The organism is Burkholderia sp. PAMC 28687 (assembly GCF_001577465.1).
Lineage (GTDB): Bacteria > Pseudomonadota > Gammaproteobacteria > Burkholderiales > Burkholderiaceae > Caballeronia.
Window position 1 is genome coordinate 1,129,339 of sequence record NZ_CP014506.1, and the last position, 18,168, is coordinate 1,147,506.

At 55.6% G+C, this 18,168-nt stretch carries 13 protein-coding genes and 1 pseudogene; 12 read left to right on the forward strand and 2 right to left on the reverse strand.

Annotated features, from left to right (window positions below):
• Window positions 1-729: 729 nt before the first annotated feature.
• Window positions 730-1,035: a thioredoxin family protein gene (locus AX768_RS34485; RefSeq protein ID WP_442857270.1), complete on the forward strand. Its 306-nt coding sequence runs from the start codon at window positions 730-732 to the stop codon at window positions 1,033-1,035.
• A gap of 386 nt (window positions 1,036-1,421) precedes the next feature.
• Here the strand turns inward: AX768_RS34485 and AX768_RS20405 are convergent, their stop codons facing one another.
• A complete protein-coding gene (locus AX768_RS20405; RefSeq protein ID WP_062001856.1) occupies window positions 1,422-2,069 on the reverse strand; it encodes a BON domain-containing protein in 648 nt (215 codons plus the stop codon).
• Window positions 2,070-2,816: 747 nt separating this feature from the next.
• Here AX768_RS20405 and AX768_RS20410 point away from each other — a divergent pair.
• The 6 genes from AX768_RS20410 (at window position 2,817) to AX768_RS20435 (ending at window position 11,986) form a co-directional block, all read left to right on the forward strand.
• Complete coding sequence (locus tag AX768_RS20410) at window positions 2,817-3,614, forward strand: PRC-barrel domain-containing protein (RefSeq protein ID WP_062001857.1); 798 nt, start codon at window positions 2,817-2,819, stop codon at window positions 3,612-3,614.
• Window positions 3,615-3,780: 166 nt separating this feature from the next.
• Window positions 3,781-6,993: a glycosyl hydrolase family 65 protein gene (locus AX768_RS20415; RefSeq protein WP_082778962.1), complete on the forward strand. Its 3,213-nt coding sequence runs from the start codon at window positions 3,781-3,783 to the stop codon at window positions 6,991-6,993.
• A 556-nt stretch (window positions 6,994-7,549) separates the two neighbouring features.
• A complete protein-coding gene (locus AX768_RS20420; protein WP_062001858.1) occupies window positions 7,550-8,257 on the forward strand; it encodes an ABC transporter ATP-binding protein in 708 nt (235 codons plus the stop codon).
• Entirely contained in the window at window positions 8,254-9,339 is a 1,086-nt protein-coding gene (locus tag AX768_RS20425; protein ID WP_062001859.1) for an HlyD family secretion protein, read from the forward strand. The genes AX768_RS20420 and AX768_RS20425 overlap by 4 nt, the downstream gene beginning before the upstream one ends.
• Window positions 9,336-10,862: an efflux transporter outer membrane subunit gene (locus AX768_RS20430; protein ID WP_231941434.1), complete on the forward strand. Its 1,527-nt coding sequence runs from the start codon at window positions 9,336-9,338 to the stop codon at window positions 10,860-10,862. The genes AX768_RS20425 and AX768_RS20430 overlap by 4 nt, the downstream gene beginning before the upstream one ends.
• A gap of 2 nt (window positions 10,863-10,864) precedes the next feature.
• Window positions 10,865-11,986: an ABC transporter permease gene (locus AX768_RS20435; protein ID WP_231941546.1), complete on the forward strand. Its 1,122-nt coding sequence runs from the start codon at window positions 10,865-10,867 to the stop codon at window positions 11,984-11,986.
• Here the strand turns inward: AX768_RS20435 and AX768_RS20440 are convergent.
• A protein-coding gene (locus AX768_RS20440) for an IS3 family transposase (RefSeq protein ID WP_231941435.1) occupies window positions 11,904-13,123 on the reverse strand; the annotation gives its coding sequence in 2 pieces (ribosomal slippage) (window positions 11,904-12,838 and window positions 12,838-13,123; 1,221 coding nt in all). The two genes, AX768_RS20435 and AX768_RS20440, sit on opposite strands and share 83 nt — an antisense overlap.
• Before the next feature lie 68 nt (window positions 13,124-13,191).
• Here AX768_RS20440 and AX768_RS33815 point away from each other — a divergent pair.
• The 5 genes and pseudogenes from AX768_RS33815 to AX768_RS20465 all read left to right on the forward strand — a co-directional run.
• Window positions 13,192-13,332, forward strand: a pseudogene (locus AX768_RS33815) (ABC transporter permease); the annotation flags it as partial.
• Window positions 13,333-13,676: 344 nt separating this feature from the next.
• A complete protein-coding gene (locus tag AX768_RS33820) occupies window positions 13,677-14,900 on the forward strand; it encodes a L,D-transpeptidase (protein WP_231941437.1) in 1,224 nt (407 codons plus the stop codon).
• A gap of 715 nt (window positions 14,901-15,615) precedes the next feature.
• Window positions 15,616-15,891, forward strand: coding sequence for a DUF1488 domain-containing protein (locus AX768_RS20455; protein ID WP_062001862.1), 276 nt, complete (start codon window positions 15,616-15,618; stop codon window positions 15,889-15,891).
• A gap of 708 nt (window positions 15,892-16,599) precedes the next feature.
• Window positions 16,600-17,211, forward strand: coding sequence for a CYTH domain-containing protein (locus tag AX768_RS20460; protein WP_172811991.1), 612 nt, complete (start codon window positions 16,600-16,602; stop codon window positions 17,209-17,211).
• Window positions 17,212-17,219: 8 nt separating this feature from the next.
• Window positions 17,220-18,131, forward strand: coding sequence for a CHAD domain-containing protein (locus AX768_RS20465; RefSeq protein WP_062001864.1), 912 nt, complete (start codon window positions 17,220-17,222; stop codon window positions 18,129-18,131).
• Window positions 18,132-18,168 lie beyond the last annotated feature (37 nt).

Below are 18,168 nucleotides of genomic sequence, written 5' to 3' on the forward strand. Positions count from 1 at the left end.
TGCAACAGCGATCACGGCTACGCTTACCAAACACAGAAAAGCAAAAGCATATCTCGCCAGGGTAATTCCCTTAAAGGAAAGAACGGCGATCGCAACCAGCAAGAGCTTCGAAGTCAGTATTGCGGAAGACTCTTCAACGCTCATCCCTCGATCCATTTCCCATGGAAGTTCGACGAAAGACCACAGCACGACAAAGCAGATTGAAATTATGGCCCACCTTTCCACGCCAGCGGATAGGTGTCGAGCAGTTCGACCGTTATTCAGGTTCATATGGATCGGCTGTACATGAATTTTACTTCTTATAAGAGCTTGCCAGGCCCAGCACCTAAGTCGTGAACAACTTAAGAATTTGTAGGGCACATTCGTGAATGATGCCGCCAAACGACCGTTAACCCTCGAATCGAACATGCCATTGCATCTAAAAGAGAACGCGTAGAAACTCACCACAGGATAGCTTCCGAAGTAGTAAAGCGAAAGACTCGGAATCTACTCAGATCAACTTGACCCGAGTAAAAAGCGCCCAAGTCCGCCAGCCTTCACTAGTTGCGTGAATTAACCGTGATTGATCTTGATCTGGCGCAAACCATTCGCGGTTGTAGGGGATATTGTTATGCGCGCTGCCGGAAGGTAAGCAACCATGGGTGGCGATTGAAATGACCAACATCGGAGTGGTGTATGAACAGGCTTTATGGATACGTCCCCGTTTTCAAGGACTACGCGCCCGAATCGATGGCGGCAACCCCTGCCCACATCGTTGCCCGCAAACGGGCGCTCCGCGGTGGTCCGATTTCACTAAGCGCGGACACGTTCGATCAGTATGTGGGTGGGGCCAATTTGCCAGTGGTGGTTAATTTCTGGGCTCGATGGTGCAGCCTATCAAAGGCGATGGCACCTCACTTTGCCACTGGCGCACGCAAGCTCGCTGGGCGCGCGATGTTCGCAACAGTGGAAAAGGACGAAGAGGCGTCACTCGCACACGCTACGGAATTGAATGTGTCCCTACACTCATTGTGCTCCGCAATGGACAGGAGATAGAGCGCCACTGCGGAGCAATGACTGCGGGGCGGCTTGCTGTTTGGCTGGCACCGCTTCTCCGAAAGACAATTTAGCGCGACTACCCAGCCAAGCCTGAAAGGTTTCTGTCGCCGCGAGACCATTGCAGGTCAGCCGTGACGGCCGACTATCTTGTCATAAGCGCCCGATCCTACTCTGATCACCGCTATCAAGAAGAGGCGATCGCGAGGAGCGCCGGGTCAACGCATAGTCCTCGATATGCTTCAGCACGGAAGCTGTACTTGACTAACCTCGAGCGAAATTGAGATCTCCGACGCGAGATTGATCCGGCAATGGATGATAGGGATGAACCTTCAGGGTGGCTGCTGCGCGCCCCGTAGGGGCGTCGGTCTTGGACTAAAGCACCGTTACAGAATGCAAACCTCATTTTCTACTGAAGTGACCCCTTTCGCGCCCCACGCGGTCGCCGTAGCCACGTCTCGATCGTGGATCGAATGAACGGTGCCAGAAAGGCGGACCACACCTCCTTCGGCTTGGACGGTAATCGTCCCGCGATCGAACCATGACCGGTGTAGCGCTCGGACAATATTATTTTGTATGTCTGTCGCGTTGACTCTTGGCCTAATAGAAATTTCGTCGATTACACCGAGCACACCGAGAAGACGTCTCACGTCTTGGGACGCGGCCTCTTTCTGAAAATAATGGTCTACTACACCTGTCAAAGTAATCCACCCCTTTTCGACTTTCACCTCGATTGTTTCGGGGGCGATGAAAACGTCCCATGCGAGACGGCTTACCGCCTCATTTGCTATCTGATCGTCGCGCCAGCTAGCCGTTAGCGGTAGCCTAACCTCGATCTCCTCGGCTACCGCCTTGACGCCCTTCACCCGGCAAGTAGCTACCTCCGCCGCGCGCTTTTGTGCGAAATTTTCGACATGTCCAGTGAGCGTCACAACGCCTTCACTCGCGGTAACGCCGATATGGCCCGATTTTATGCTTGGCTCCCAATCCAACTCAGCCAAGACAGCTTGTTGCAAGTCTTTGTCGTTCTCCATGCTCTTCCTTCATTTGTGATTCAAACTGTTGCGGTCAAGAAAGTGGCCAGTGGCGCCGTTGCAGAAGTCAGTGGGTGTTGGGACGAAGCCGAGACATTGATGGGTTAGACCGATGCCGGCCGCTCATGGCCACTCGCGGAGTCGAGTTGATTGCGCTTCTCGGGCAGAGTGCCCTTTACAACAGTTTCGAATGACATGCGGTCTCCTTTAGGACTCTGACAACGTCGGATTCCTAATAATCTACGTGATTTCCTGATGGAGAGCGAGCGATCGATTCAATTCGTGCAGTGTATTCCAAAATCACATCCTCACTACCATTCCGAGGCAGCTAGCCTCGCGGTCCACGAAAACCTTGCCTCGGGGCTCGGGGAGGCATGGATGACGGCGCTTACGATGGATCGAACAATTGGTTACGTAGACGGACAAATCGAACTCGCGTGCGGTCAGCTGGAAGATCTATTTTGCGAGACTGCGTGGCGGAGATCGCGTTGATCACAATCGGCGGCGATCAGCAGATGTTGTGTTCTTGGCGCGAAACTGAGTAGTTTCCGACCCTATCGGGAAACATTTTATCGAGTCTATCCTGCACATGTCGCTTCTCGAAACAAGTGAATGGTGCAACAGGGACGTATACATCCCGACTTTATGCGATTTAGTGCATTTCGTTGCGCGCAGCGCGCGGTACGAGCGTTGTATCAACGTACGACTGGGTTTGTAACACGCTCGAAATTTGAGGGAGTATCGAACATGTTGAGAAGCATACAAAGCCTTAAAGGTAGCGCGGTCGCTGCGAGCGATGGATTATTGGGTAGCGTTGATGAAGTCTATTTCGACGACGAGGCGTGGGGTGTGCGTTACCTCGTCGTTGATACGGGAACTTGGCTCAAAGGGCATCGTGTATTGATTTCGCCCTATTCCGTAAAGCATACGGACCCGGGGGCGAGCACCGTGTCCGTGGATTTGACGCGCGACCAGGTGAGGAACAGCCCTAGTATAGACACGCGACAGCCCGTGTCCCGTCAACATGAGGTCGACTATCTCCGTTACTACGGCTATCCAGCGTACTGGGGCGGGCGGGACTCTTGGGGAATGGGCGGTTTCCCAATACTTGCTCCAATGCAGATAGGTCCGGGTATCCAGCCGGGACTATTCGAGCCGGTCGAGCCAGACGCGGATGCGTCACCAGAGGACGTGCATCTGCGAAGTACGGATGCCGTGACGGGTTACCACATCGAAGCACGTGATGGCAGCATAGGCCACGTGTCAGGCTTCATCTTCGACGATGAGGCATGGGTCATTTGTTATCTTACAGTCGACACCCGAAACTGGTGGCCTGGAGGGAAAACGGTGCTTTTAGCGACTGCGTGGGTTGACTCTGTCGACTGGTTCGGGTCCAGCGTTTTTACAGACCTCACACGTGAGGCGATCAAGAACTGCCCGGGCTACGATGATCTGGTGCCGCTAAGTCGTACCTACGAAACGGCGCTACACACGTTCCATAGCAAAGACGGATATTGGACGAAAGGCAACAGTGCAGCGAGGTGAGGAGACTCTTGACTGGACTCCCGATGAACGGCGCGCGAGACTCGATCTCATGGAAATATCTGGACGTCGTTTGTTTTTGGGTAGCACGTGTGGGCCCGGTGCGGCAGGGGGCTAATGTCTCGGTGAAGATGCCGGGACCGTTTGAAGTTTACGTCTTCGGATCATTATGATTTCTTATCCGGTCGTAACGCTGTCGCCGCGCGACTACGACGCAGTCTTGTTCGATCTGGATGGCGTACTGGCAAAGACAGCGAACCTGCACGCCTGCGCGCGCAAGAAACTGCTTGGGATTCTCCTTGAGCAGCATGATGTTCAGACCGGTACGCCATCGGTTCCGTCTAACATTGACGCGGACTATGCCCGCTATGCGGACGGAAAATCGCGCTACGACGGTGTTGCAGCGCTCCTTGCGGCGCACGGGATTCATTTGCCGGTCGGCTCGCGTGATGACGGGCCCGAAGTGCAAGGTCAACGCTCACTGGGCAAATTAGAAAGTGGATACTTTCTTCAGAACCTGAATGCAGACGGCGTCGAGCTCTATGACGCGTCGATTCAGTTGGTGCGTAAGCTCCGTGCGCTGAACATCAGGACGGGCGCCGTATCCTTTGTTGGCAATTGCGCGGAGGTGCTCGAAGCAGCTGGTATTGCAAAACTGTTCGACACAACGATGGACTGCCCCGACCTTGATGGCGGCAGCTCGGACGCGCAACCAGAATTCGACGTTTGGCGGGAGGCGCTGCAGCGCCTCGGTGCAGACATCTCAAGAGTGGCTGTAATAACCCAGTGGGTCGCAGGAATAGAAGCGGATCATGCAGGCCGATTCGGGTGCGTGATCGGGGTTGATCGAGGTGGGCGCACACAAGAACTGCGCGACGCCGGTGCTGACGTCGTTGTTACAGACTCATCCCAGGTGCAAGCGACGGCGGAACCGCCTCCCGAATGGTCATTGGTATTCACAGGCTTCGAGCCGGCTCATGAAGGCGTTAGGGAGACGTTGTGTACCTTGGGCAACGGTTACTTCGCGACTCGTGCGGCCGCGCCATGGTGTATTGCGGACGACGTGCATTACCCTGGGACGTACCTCGCGTGTGGGTATAACCGGCTGCACACCGACATAGCCGGAAGAGTGGTCGAAAATGAAGACCTCGTTAATCTTCCCAACTGGCTGCAACTGAAGTTTCGCATCGGCACTGAGGACTGGTTCGACATGCGAGCCGTGACGCTCTCGTCGTACCGCCAGGAGCTTGATCTTCGTCGCGGCATGCTCTTGAGGTCGATATCGTTTGAGGACGACAAGGGACGCCGCAGCACGCTTAACGAGCGCCGCTTTGTTTCGATGAGAGACACGCATCTGGGCGCGCTGGAGCTTACGTTGACCGCCCACGATTGGTCAGCGCCGGTCACCGTGCGCTCAAGCATCGACGCACGCATCGTCAACAGCGGCGCCAAGCTATACCGCAAGTTCAATAATAAGCACATCGAGCCGCTAGGGGCACAGGTCATCGGGACAGATGGCGTGGTGATGAACGTTCGCACAAGTCAGTCGCACGTGGACGTATCGCAGGCCTCGCGCACCCAGGCAACGCACAACGGGATGCTATTGGACCTACCGCGGGGTGTGATCGAAGAGCCGGGATACATTGGCCATGAGTTTTGCAAGGATCTGGTCCCGGGCGATTCGCTTGTCGTCAATAAAATTGCCGCACTCTATTCGTCGCGTGATCCGGCTATTTCGGAGTGCGGATTTGAAGCGCGCAAAGCTGTATCGCGTGCAGGATCTTTCGATGAGCTCGCAGCCGCCCACGCGTTGACCTGGAAGCACTTGTGGCGGCGTTTCGACGTGCGCATTGAGCCGGCGGACCCAAGCTTCAAGTTGAATGTGTCCATGTTATTGCGCTTGAACATGTTTCATCTCTTGCAAGCCGTGTCGCCTAATTCCATCGGTCTTGACATTGGCGTACCTGCTAGAGGTTGGACCGGAGAAGGGTACCAAGGGCATATCTTTTGGGACGAGTTATTTATCTTTCCTTTCTTCAACTATCGCTTGCCGGAAATCACGCGGTCTCTGCTGATGTACCGTTACCGGCGCCTTGGGGAAGCCCGTGCGGCGGCTGCGGCGGCGGGCTACGCGGGGGCCATGTTCCCTTGGCAGAGCGGAAGCGATGGCAGCGAAGAAACCCAGGCATTCAATCTTAACCCGCGCTCGCAACATTGGGTGCTTGACAACTCTTACTTGCAGCGTCACGTAGGCAGTGCGATTGCGTATAACGTCTGGCAATACTTTCAGGTGACGCACGACGTCGAATACCTGTACGCCTACGGCGCGGAACTGATCCTCGATATCGCCAGGTTTTGGTCGAGCATTTCGAAGTTCAACCCGGCGCGCGGACGCTTCGAGATCCACTGTGTGGTTGGACCCGATGAGTTCCACGACGGTTACCCCGGGTCCAAAACGCCCGGCGTTAATAACAATGCCTACACGAACGTCATGGCGGTCTGGGTGCTGCGCCGAGCCCAGGACGTGCTCGATCTTCTGCCCGAGATACGTCGCGCCGAGCTGATGATCGACCTTGACTTGACGGCGGCCGAGATAGCCCGTTGGGACGACATCAGCCGGAAAATGGTCATTCCATTTCACGATGAAGGAATCATTAGCCAGTTCGAGGGCTATGAAAAGTTACGCGAACTTGACTGGGATGGCTACCGTGCTCGTTATTCGAATATTCAGCGGCTCGACCTGATCCTCGAAGGCGAGGGTGACAGCGCGAACGGCTACAAGCTTTCGAAACAGCCTGATACGCTGATGTTGTTCTTCCTGTTTTCCGCCGAAGAACTTACTGAACTGTTCCTCCACCTTGGCTACCCGTTTCCGAGCACTACCATTCCGCGGAACGTTGACTACTATACGGACCGGTCATCGGATGGCTCTACGTTGAGCCGGGTGGTCAACGCGTGGGTCCTCGCACGATCGGACCGGCCACGGTCCATGCGATTCTTCGCTCAGGCGCTGCAAAGCGACGTGGCTGACATCCAGAATGGCACGACCGCCGAGGGTGTCCACCTCGGGGCAATGGCGGGGACTGTCGATATCGTGCAACGGGTCTGGACCGGTATCGAAATCAAGGATGACGTCTTGCGGTTCAAACCCCAATTGCCACATGACATCGACCACCTCGAGTTGCGCATTCGTTATCGCGGGCACTCGATCGAAGTGAGGCTCGATCACGACACGCTGACGCTACATGCCCATACAGGGGCTGCAGCGCCCATATCGCTTCTCGTTGGCGGGCAAACGTATGAACTGAAAAGCGGCTCGACTCGCGTTGTTCCGCTCACCACCCAGGCAACGGACTCCACCATGCAAGCGGATGGCGCCTAGACGCACAGTTAACGTGATGTTACCCAGGGCGACAAACCTGCAAACGCTTTAGGCATTTTCTTGTGAGTTGATCTGACTTCAACGACTTTCAAGACTTCACGGATGACCCCGGCGGCGTCGCCGATTCGGTTACACCCTCAGGTCGGAGTGGGGGAAACTGTCGCGCGTCCTGGCCTTGACGATTGCTTGGTCGCCTGCGTGGCGATTTGCCGGCAAGCTTACGTCGCAATCGATAGTTGACTCGATATGCGCCCCTCTGAGTAGTTTCCGATCCTTTCGAGGAAGGCACACTCGCCTCTATGATCAGCCCGTCCGTTTCGTAACAAGTCGCGACTCGGCACGGACACCGCACGAGATCGTCGTAATATTTTCGAGGCTTCGATTCTCGCGAAGCGTTTTCCAGTCACCCGTCGCTATCTCTGGCCTTACGCACCTTCGTCGGGATGTTCGTCACCGGAGGAGATTCTCTAGCCACTGGCGGAGTCAAATGGGAGTTGGTACTTAGAGTGCATCTGGCGATTGGCCCTCAAGCGCACCGCGAAGACTGACTACAAAAATGACTGAAGAAGAAAAGCATGAGGCGATTGTCGCCGCCGGTGTTACCAAATGGTTTGGGGAGGGTGCGACACGCACGACAGCAGTGAACGGCGTCGAGTTCGTTGCCCACTTCGGCGAGATGCTGTTTATCGTCGGCCCGTCCGGTAGCGGCAAGACCACGTTGCTCAGCATGATTTCCGGCATCCTGCGTCCCAACGCTGGCACGGTGACAATCAATGGCGCCGATATCTGGAAAATGAACAACGATCAACTGGCGGATTTCAGGCTGAATACTATCGGCTTCGTCTTCCAGGACTTTCATTTGTTTCCGCGGCTTACCAGCGCCGAGAATGTAGCGATTCCGTTGATTCTCAAGCATCACGACTGGGCGGAATCTATTGCCGCGGCGACGACGTGTCTTGAGATCGTCGGGCTTAAAGAGCGCAGCGAGATCCTGCCGGTGAAGCTATCGGGGGGAGAACAACAGCGCGTAGCGATTGCCCGCGCCATCATAAGTGGGCCGCAGATTCTGATCCTCGACGAACCCACCGCGTCGCTTGATGGCGACACCGGCAAGAAGGTCATCGCATTCGTCAAGGAGAAGATACTCAATCAAGACCGCTGCGTCATCATCGTGACCCACGATGCACGCATCAACGAATATGCTGATCGGATCATACACATGGAAGACGGACGCATCACTGGGTTGGACAAGGGTACAGAATGAGAAACAAGATCATCTTTGTCCTGTCGATAACCGGCATCCTGGCCGCGCTGGTGGGCGCCTATCTGTTCGGTATCACGCGCAAAGCCGAACCCCCTGTGTTCGCGCCGACAAGCAATCCGTATGCAACCGCAATCTACGCCGACGGCATTGTCGAGAGCGAGCAGGGCGGGGGCGAGAACATCAATATTTATCCAGAAGTCTCTGGTCCGATCACCCAGGTGCTGGTGCATGAAGGCCAGCAGGTGGCGGCCGGCACGCCGCTGATGAGCATCGACGATTCGGTGCAGCGAGCGACCACCCAACAACTGCGGGCGCAGTCCGAGGCGGCGCTGGTCGTCTTGCAGGAGCTCAAGGCGGAGCCTAGAAAAGAAACCCTTGCTGTTGTCACGGCCCAGGTCGATCAGGCTCAGTCCAACCTGAAAGCAGCCCGCGATCAGTATGACAAACGCCTTGCTTCCTACAACTTCGACCAGCGATCGATCAGCAAGGACGTCGTGGACACGGCGCAGGATGCGGTCGCGCAGGCACAAACCGCGCTGGAAGTTGCCCGCAAGCAATACGAGTTGACGCGGGCGGGCGCCTGGAGATATGACATCAGCAACCAGCAGAAGCAATATGAGGCGCTTACGCAGTCGTACAACGCTTCCTATGCCTTACTGAAAAAATATTCGATTCGGGCACAGGCCAACGGCATCGTACTGGCGATCAACGGCGGGACGGGAAGCTATGTGTCGTCGCAAGGTGTCTACGACGCCTACACACAGGGACTCGATCCGTTGGTGGTAATGGGCACGCCGCAGGACTATCTGTCCGTGCGCTGTTATATCGACGAGATACTGGTTTCGCGCCTGCCTGCGCCGGAGCATATCAAGGCCGAGCTATCGGTGCGCGGCACCAGTACCAAGGTGCCCTTGGAATTCGTTCGCGTGCAGCCTTACGTCTCGCCAAAAATCGAACTGTCCAATCAACGCGAGGAGAAAGTCGATCTGAGAGTCCTGCCGGTGATTTTTCGCTTCAAGAAGACAGACTTGCCCATGATTTATCCGGGCCTGCTGGTGGATGTCTTCATAGGGACAAAATGATGCTCGTGCTCAAACGAAGCCGAGTTAAACGGCATGCACATCACACCTTGCGAACACAGGTGCTTGGTGGCGTATCCGTCAGTGTAATCGCTGCTACGGTGCTTGGCGGCTGTGCGGTGGGCCCGGATTTCGTGCGCCCGGCGGCGCCCTTAGTCAGTCAATACACGAGAGAGCCGCTACCGGTGGCAACTGTCTCAGCCGACAGTAAAGAGCAGCGCTTCATATCCGGCGCTGAAATTCCGGCTGACTGGTGGCGACTTTTCCGATCAGACTCCCTGGACGCGATCGTCCAGCAGGCTATGGCGAATAACCCGACCCTTGAGGCATCCGAAGCCAGCCTGCGGCAAGGCCAGGCTAATCTTCAGGCCGGCTACGGCGTGTTCTTTCCGCAAGTCGGTGCTGAGGCAGAGGGTGGGCGACAGCGCGTCGCTCCGTTGGAAAACGGTTTGCAGACACCGGGTACGGACTTTAATCTAATTACAGTCAGCGGTACCGTCAGCTATGTGCTGGATGCGTTCGGCGGCAAGCGCCGGGCGGTGGAAGGACTGCGGTCCCAGGCAGACTACCAGCGCTATGCCACCAAAGCGGCCTATCTGACCTTATCCGCCAATGTTGTGAACGCCGTGATTGCACGGGCGGCCTATGCGGCGCAGGTTAATGCGACCGAGACGTTGATCGAACTGGAAACCGAGCAACTCGAGGCAACTGAAGCGCAAGTTCGCGCCGGTACCGCAGCCTACGCAAACGTCCTTAGTGTTCGAAGCCTGATCGCTGCCAACCGTGCGTTGCTAGCACCGCTGAAGCAGAGGATCAGCCAGGCGGAACACCTGCTTGCGACGCTGGAGGGCGTGCTTCCATCCGAGGCGGCGTTGCCCGACATCGACCTCGGTTCACTCTCATTGCCCGTCAATCTTCCCGTGAGCCTGCCGTCCGATCTTGTGCGAAAACGCCCGGACATCCTGTCGGCCGAAGCGCAATTGCACATAGCGAGCGCAAACATCGGTATAGCGACCGCCGCGATGTTTCCGAGCATCAGCCTGAGCGGCACCTATGGCGCCGGCGGCACGAGTTTTGGCAATCTGTCGGCGGACAGCTTCAGGTTCTGGAGTTTCGGCCCGTCGATTACGGTGCCGTTATTTCAGGGGGGCAGCTTGTGGTACGGCCGCAAGGCGGCAATTGACGCATATCAACAGTCACTCGCCACCTATCGCCAAACCGTCCTGAGCGCATTCCAGCAGGTCGCAGATTGCCTCAACGCGCTCGAACACGACGCCCAGTCGCTGCAGGCGCAGGTCGGAGCGCAGAGCGATGCCAGTGCGGCGCTGTCTTTATTGCAAGCTAATTACCGCGCCGGCATGGTCGGTTACCTGGACGTGCTGACTGCCGACGTGCAGTTCCACCAAACAACAATTGCGTATGTGCAAGCGGTTGCGCAGCGCCATCAGGACACTGTCGCACTGTTCGTTGCGTTGGGTGGAGGATGGTGGAACGAGCAAGCTGGACCCCATGGCGAGGGCCAATGACAATGAAGTACTCCGGAATCATGCGCATCGGCTTCAAGCTGCTGGTCAATGATAAGGCCAAGTTCTCCGCGCTGTTGATCGGCATCACTTTCGCCGTATTTCTAATGATGCAGATGACTGCGATGTTCGCCGGTATCCTGAACCGTGCATACTCGACCGTCACCAATATCGGCGCAACAATGTGGATTATGGATCCGGCTGTCAATACGCCCACTACGCCATTTCCACTGCCGGACTATCTGCTGGACGCGGTACTCAGTATGGACGGAGTTCGCTACGCGGTTCCGCTGTTTATGGGCGGAGCGCAGGTCAAGCTCGCCAATGGCACCTTCCAATCGGTCAACGTAGTCGGCCTGGACGATGCGAGCCTGTTTGGCCGCCCTCAAATGCAACAGGGCAACATTCTCGACATCTATGCTGACGACGCCTTCATCGTGGTCGACGACCCTGAATTCTCAAAGATGGAGAATCCGAAGATCGGCACCACATTTGAGATCAATGATTATCGTGGTGTCATTGTAGGCATTGCGTCGGTTGCCGCGAACGGATTGAACGGCGTACCGACGCTTTACACCACTTACAATCGCGCCATCCAGTACATCCCAGGAACGCGTTTCACCATCTCCTATGTTCTGGTGCAGGCGAAGAACGACGCTGCGATTGTGGGTATCAAGAAGCAGGTGGCGAAGCTCGGCTACCTAGCGCTGACTAAGGATGAATTCAACCAGCGTATCGCCGACTACTATACCTATCAAACGGGCATCGGCACCAACATTCTGTTGATGACGATCATCAGCTTTATCGTAGGATTATCGATTTCGGGCCAGACTTTTTACACCTTTATCCTGGAAAACCTGGATAAATTCGGTGCGCTGAAAGCGATCGGCGCAAAGGGCCGCGAACTGGTCTACATGATCCTGTTCATGGCAACCTTTACGGCGTTGACTGGTTACGGCCTAGGGGTTGGTCTCGTGACACTGACGATCTCGATTACTCGAAGCCTAAAGTGGACCCGTCCGTCAAGACAGTTTTTGTTTGAATTTAAGCTGTACTCAGATCCGCGCTTGCAGCGGAACAGCGCTGCCCTGTTTTTTCTTTTCCAGAGCCAAACTTGTCGACGATGAGAGCGCCGCCACCATGCCCGCTCGCGTACACGATGTTAGGTGTTTGGTAGTCCAGTGACTGGTGCGGTCGTTCGCTATTGTAAAAATCGAAGTAACGCGTCATGCCGAGCGTGAGCTCGCCCATCGTTTCATATCCGTTCAAATACACGTCCTCGTGCTTGACGTTGCGCCACAGTCGCTCGACAAAGATGTTGTCGAACGCTCGGCCGCGCCCGTCCATGCTGATTGCGATTTGTTCGCGTAGCAGCACCCCCGTAAAGGCCGCACTTGTGAATTGCGACCCTTGATCGCTGTTGAAAATCATCGGCTTGCCATGCAGAATAAGAGCTTCTTCCAGGCAGTCCACGCAAAACGACACATCCATGTTGTTGCTGATACGCCAGGACAGCACGCGACGCGAATACCAGTCGATCACTGCTACCAGATACGCGAAGCCACGTGCGAGCCTGATATACGTAATATCCGTGCTCCACACATGGTTGGACCGTACGATCGGCAAACCGCGCAGCAAGTACGGATAGACCTTGTGCCTCGGATGTTTGACGCTCGTCGCGGGGCCCGGCGCCATGCCTGTCAGACCCATTGTGCGCATTAGACGCTGCGCCCGTTTTCGGTTGACCAGATGGCCCTGCCTTAGCAAAAATACCACCATGCGTCGGCTGCCATAAAACGGATGCCGCGTATATTCCTCGTCAATCAGGGCACACAATTGCAAATCGGTTTGATCAGCTTCATGCACCATGCCCAGGCGATATGCGCTCGAGCGCGCGACGCCGGCCAGCTCGCACTGCCGGACAATCGGCAGGGTCTCGTCATGATCAATCCAGCCAAGTCGGACCAGACGACTTACAAGCCGGACTTTTTTTTAAGCCAGTCCAGCTCCATCTTCAGCCGCCCGATCTCGCCATACAAACGATCCTCGCCGTCTCGTGCCGCCTCCGGTTTCGGACCGCGCTTGTTCTCAAACAACGCGCCGGCGTTAGCGAGAATTTCCTTCTTCCATTGCCCAACCATCACTGGATGCACGTCATACAGCTGCGCTATCTCGTTGATCGTCTTCACGCCGCGCACCGCTTCCAAGCCCACCTTCGCCTTGAACTCTGCGCCGTGAATCTTCCTCTTTTTGCTTTCCACCATTCGCCTTCATCCACTTTCAGACCACAGCTTAAACCGTTGTCTCAAAAGCAGGGGCCACTTTAAATCTGTTGCCTAACTACGCTGCGATCACGACGTTCTGGAACCTGGCACTGGCATTCGGCATGGTCGTTCTGATAGCCGGTATCTCCAGTTACATCGGAGTGCGTAAGATACTTAAAATAGAGCCGTTCGACATCTTCAGGGGTTAGTCAGTATCCCGGCAATTTAAATCATCTTGCGAAAAACCTTGGATCTCGCTGGAGTCGTGACGCTCATGCGAGCCCGTTTCAAAGATTTCACAAATCACAGCCTGCCTTGCGCGAATCGATGTCACCGCATCGCCGGCTTGAGGAAGCTTGGCCGAGTTCGGGCCAAGACGGTTGGCCGCCCCCGACGCAAGGCGAATGGAGTACCAAATTTAGAGGATCGTTTCTTCGCCTGACGTGAGCGCCAGTCTGCGTAGTTTCCGAACCTACCGTTCATGCCACGTTTGCCACTATGATGGCATGCCAGTGCGAACCGAGGAATAGACACAGATGTGCCGGAGCTTAAAGTGAAAAAGGCAATTGTTTGGGCTCAGATTGGCGCTACTGTCTTAGCGGCAACAGCGATTCTCATGGGTGCCCAGAAAATCGACGGGGCAAGCAGTGGTTGGCGAGACAGTTACGGAGATCAGTCGTTCAACATACGTTACCGTGCAGTGACGGGAGCCCACGACACCGCGGTGACCCACGAGCTGTATGTGCGGCACAATACCGAACGTGCCCTAAAAGTCGGGGCGATGCCAACACCGTGGGTTTTGCGAGATTCGCGTGTCTCTTACGTGGCTGGTGATATCTATTCGTTGGAGAGTGACTTTACGTCCGGTCGGGATTCGCCCAATCCGTCTATGATCCACACTTCGCTACGCAATCCCATCGGCGTTGTGGGGGCATCGGAGCTTGCAGTTTCTGGGGCTGAAAATCCCGACGCGATTTCGCCCAATGTCGCACAGTCCGAAGAGCTTGATGCTACAGGTGCGTCTGAGATGGATAAGGCTTTCACGGACGAAGTACAGAGACGACTGACCGTGCCTCCGGCTGACCAATTGCTCTACGGCTCCAGGCTGCAACAAGCTTTGCAGGAAAAGTCTCTTGGCGCGATCGCGAACGAGTATGTAGTGCTGGTCGATCGCAACCAAAATGTGCAGGCGTTGTTTATCTACTTCCGGGCTAAAGCTGATGGCACTTGGCATATGGTTGGCGCCACACCTGTGTCAACTGGTCTTCCCGGAACCTACGACCATTTCACGACGCCGCTCGGTGTTTTCGAACATACGCCGCGCAACATGGACTTTCGCTCGGAAGGGACGCTCAACGAATTCAAGATCCGCGGCTACGGAGCGCGCGATATGCGTATCTACGATCTCGGTTGGGCTCAGGGTGAACGTGGCTGGGGAAAGGGCGGTATGTCTCAGATGCGCTTTCAGATGCATGCAACCGACCCAGACAAACTAGAGCCTGTCCTCGGTACTCGCCATTCAAAGGGTTGCGTTCGGATCCCCGCAGCGCTCAATGTATTCTTTGATCATCACGGCATCCTCGACGCGGACTATGAGGCTCGCGTGGCTGCGGGTGAATCGCTATGGATATTAAAGCCCAGGCGTGAGCCGACCCCATGGGCAGGACGCTATCTTGTGGTCATTGATTCCGCGCAGAATGTCCGCCCGGCATGGTCGCCGCTTCCCGACGGAAAAGCCCGCTCGCAATTTCCGGCGCACGGGGACTCGGCAGACTAAATCGAGCCCTCAGGATGTCACATATCGTCATGGTGAAAGCCGTTGCGTACGGCGTTGTGACTGTGCGGTGTTTTCTTCGATCCTCGGTAGCGCACCATGAGGAAGCCAAATTGCTGTTGATCACCAGGAACAGGTGCTCGACTTTGGTCCGGATGATTGCTTTAAGGTAGAGGTTGCAAGGGTGAAGTGCCACAGGGGGCTAATGTTTAGAGCTTGAATTCGGCGCACCCCGAATCCGCGATAGACGCATTGCTGCCAAAGTGTTCGAACGACCGGATTCTGCAACGAGTTTCGGGTCGTATGTCGTACTTGGCGGGCAGGCAGGCTTGTGGCGTGCAAGTTGCGCGGCTGGCAAAGAAACGACTGTCCGTTCATTTTTTTTCAAAACCTCGCGATCTCCAGGCCACGCTCTTTCTCATCAAGTTGACAAATGTCACGGTGTGAGTTTCTGCCGTGCCTATGCTCAGATATGCCTGTCTGAACAAGGCTTCGTGCAACTCGCCGTGGTCGCAGATCTGTCTTCTTACCTTGCAGATGCACGAATCTCATGAATTGGCAATTGTTCGGGGTCCGACGTCTTGCTGCCTTCGCATTCGACATAAATGATTGGAGCACCGACCTTATTAAAATCGCCCGTGAAAAAATTCAAGTGTGCTTTGGAGTGTTCGAAACCAAGTTATAAAGACAATGCAGATAAATCGTTGAGTGGATCACAATGAAGATCTCTTTCCCGCCTGAAAGTCCCGCTTACTGTGCAGTTGACCCTGCCTTGGCGTTTTCCGCCGTAGTCGACGGCGTCCGCCTCAAATGTACTATTACTGCCGAGGCACTCGAAGACCATTTTGGTGCGAGGTCGGTTCTTGAAGAGGATCTCAAAAAAGCATTCGGAGCGCATATCCATGCCATCCACGTAGCGGCAAGGCGGATTTTCACCGAGCTCGGCGTGATGCCCGTAGCGCTGCACAGTGGTTATTTTAGATTCGTTGAATGAAGGTGGCCCGATATTCCGACCTGACTCGGTTGTCTCGAGGATGACTCTCACTTCGTTCGGACAGTTTCGTTTGGGCAGATCGGGATGCAAGCCTGGTTTGCGCGGGAAACCCTTGATGTCCCCACGGTCGGTCGCCGCGGGAGCGCCTAGAGTCGCTTGCAATAGAATTAAGGCGCTTTGCTAGTCAGACGCAGTCGCCCGATGATTGCAGCTTTCCGAGCAGCGCCAACGTTAGCGCTGCAGTCCAGATCACTTCCGTCTATGACCGCACTCCCGTCAAGTCACAAGCAACAATGCCGAGCATGCGAGAGCAACGTTGCCGGTCCTCGAGACATCCATGCTCCAAAATAGGCCGGTCTTGGCGCGATTAACTTAACAGCGGCAAGGCGCCAACCGATTCCAACGCTGTGCCATCAGTGTCAACTCGCTAAAACCGTTGCATGTTGCTCAGGTCGTTTCTGCCATAGCGGTTGTGGCGATCCAGGTTGCAGGGGTGCTCCGCGATGTGAGCGCCGGCATCGCCGCCGCGGCAGTTGCAAGCGGGCATAGATGGCACGATTTCTTCCTTATTCCTCGTGGTGCTGGCCGATGGCTATTCTGGTTGCAAACCCGGCGCTGCGGGCAACGCCGGGCGATCGCGAAAGCCTCTCGCGAAAGCCTCGTATTCGGCCAACAAAACAGCGGGCCTCGACAAACGGAGAGTCGTACATGGAACGCGAAATCAAGCTTCAGGCAAGTAAAGACCAACTCAATCAGATTCGTTTGCTGCCAGTGCTGGTCCCTTTACTGGATCGACCGCCTCGAACCGAGCACCTTGTCAGCACTTACTTTGATACCCAAGATCTGATCTTCCACGAACAAGGTCTTGCCCTACGCGTAAGAGCCATCAGCGATGCGTTTGTGCAGACGCTCAAGACAGAAGGCTCGACCAAAGCAGGCATGTATGTTCGAGAAGAGTACGAGACGCCCGTAGACGCGAATGCGCCCGAAATCAACGTGCTCCGAAACTGCATCCCAAAAAAATCACTTGTTGCCAGACTCCTGGCAATGACCGACGTAGGTACGGCTCTCGTTCCGCAATTCACGACCACGGTCAAGCGTACCGTCTTGTCCCTGCGATTCCCGGATGGAGATGAGGTCGAACTCGCGCTTGACGATGGCGTTATTGAAAGTGGTTCCTCGTCCGAGGTTTTGCAGGAAATCGAACTGGAGTTCAAGAATGGTAAGCCAGATCGTCTTTATCATCTCGCGTTGGACCTGTTAAGAGCGGTTCCGATGCGCATCGCTACTCTGAGCAAAGGCGAGCGCGGCTCAACTTGATCCGCCCAATGTCACACGCGGCGACGGGGGCCCAGCCAGTTGAGCTGAGAAAGAAAGATACAGCCGAGGCCGCCTTTGAATGCATCGTGCAGAATTGCCTTGCACAAATTCAGGGTAACGAACTCGGCGTCATAAAAAGCGCCGATGCCGAACCGGTTCATCAAATGCGCGTGGGCATTCGACGTCTGCGCTCAGCGCTTGACTCGGTCGAAACCCTCATAGTCTTTCCTGTTTCCCTTGAAGTGGAGCTTAAATGGATAGCTGGGAAGCTGGGCGCTGCACGTGATTGGGAAGTCCTGGTCACTTCATCGTTGTCCGGAACGTTTGGCGATGCGCACAGCGACTTTGATGCGCAATCAATGATCGGAATTGCCAGAGAAACCGCCCGGCAACATCGTACTGAGGTTGCAGCCGCGGTGGATTGCACCCGATATGCTTGTCTCATCATTGAAGTGACGCGCTGGTTTGAACAATCGCAATGGCGCGAAGGCATGGATGAAGAGCGACGTGATGCTCTGAGCCGACCCGTGAGCGAGTTCGCGGCCGAAGCGTTGCATGAACGGCACCGCAAACTAATGAAGCGGGGACGGCATCTTCCGGACCTTGACCCCAACACTCGCCATCGCGCACGGATAGCGGCGAAAAAACTCCGCTACGCGATGGAATTTTTCGCCACGCTTTATGAGAAAAAGACGCTTCGAAATTACGCCGCAACGCTCACGCAACTGCAGGATGATCTAGGGTGGCGCAATGACTTGGCGGTTGCCGACCGCTTACTTCGAGATCTGGCTGCGACCGCACCCCATGCCGTGGTTAGCGCGGCATATGCGAGGGGATTCCTAGCGTCGCGTATGGCAGAGGACTACGGCAATCTCAAGATGCTGTGGAGTGAGTTCAAGCGACTGTCTGCACCGAAATGACACTTTGACACTGGTTCGGTTCGATCGAGCAGACCCA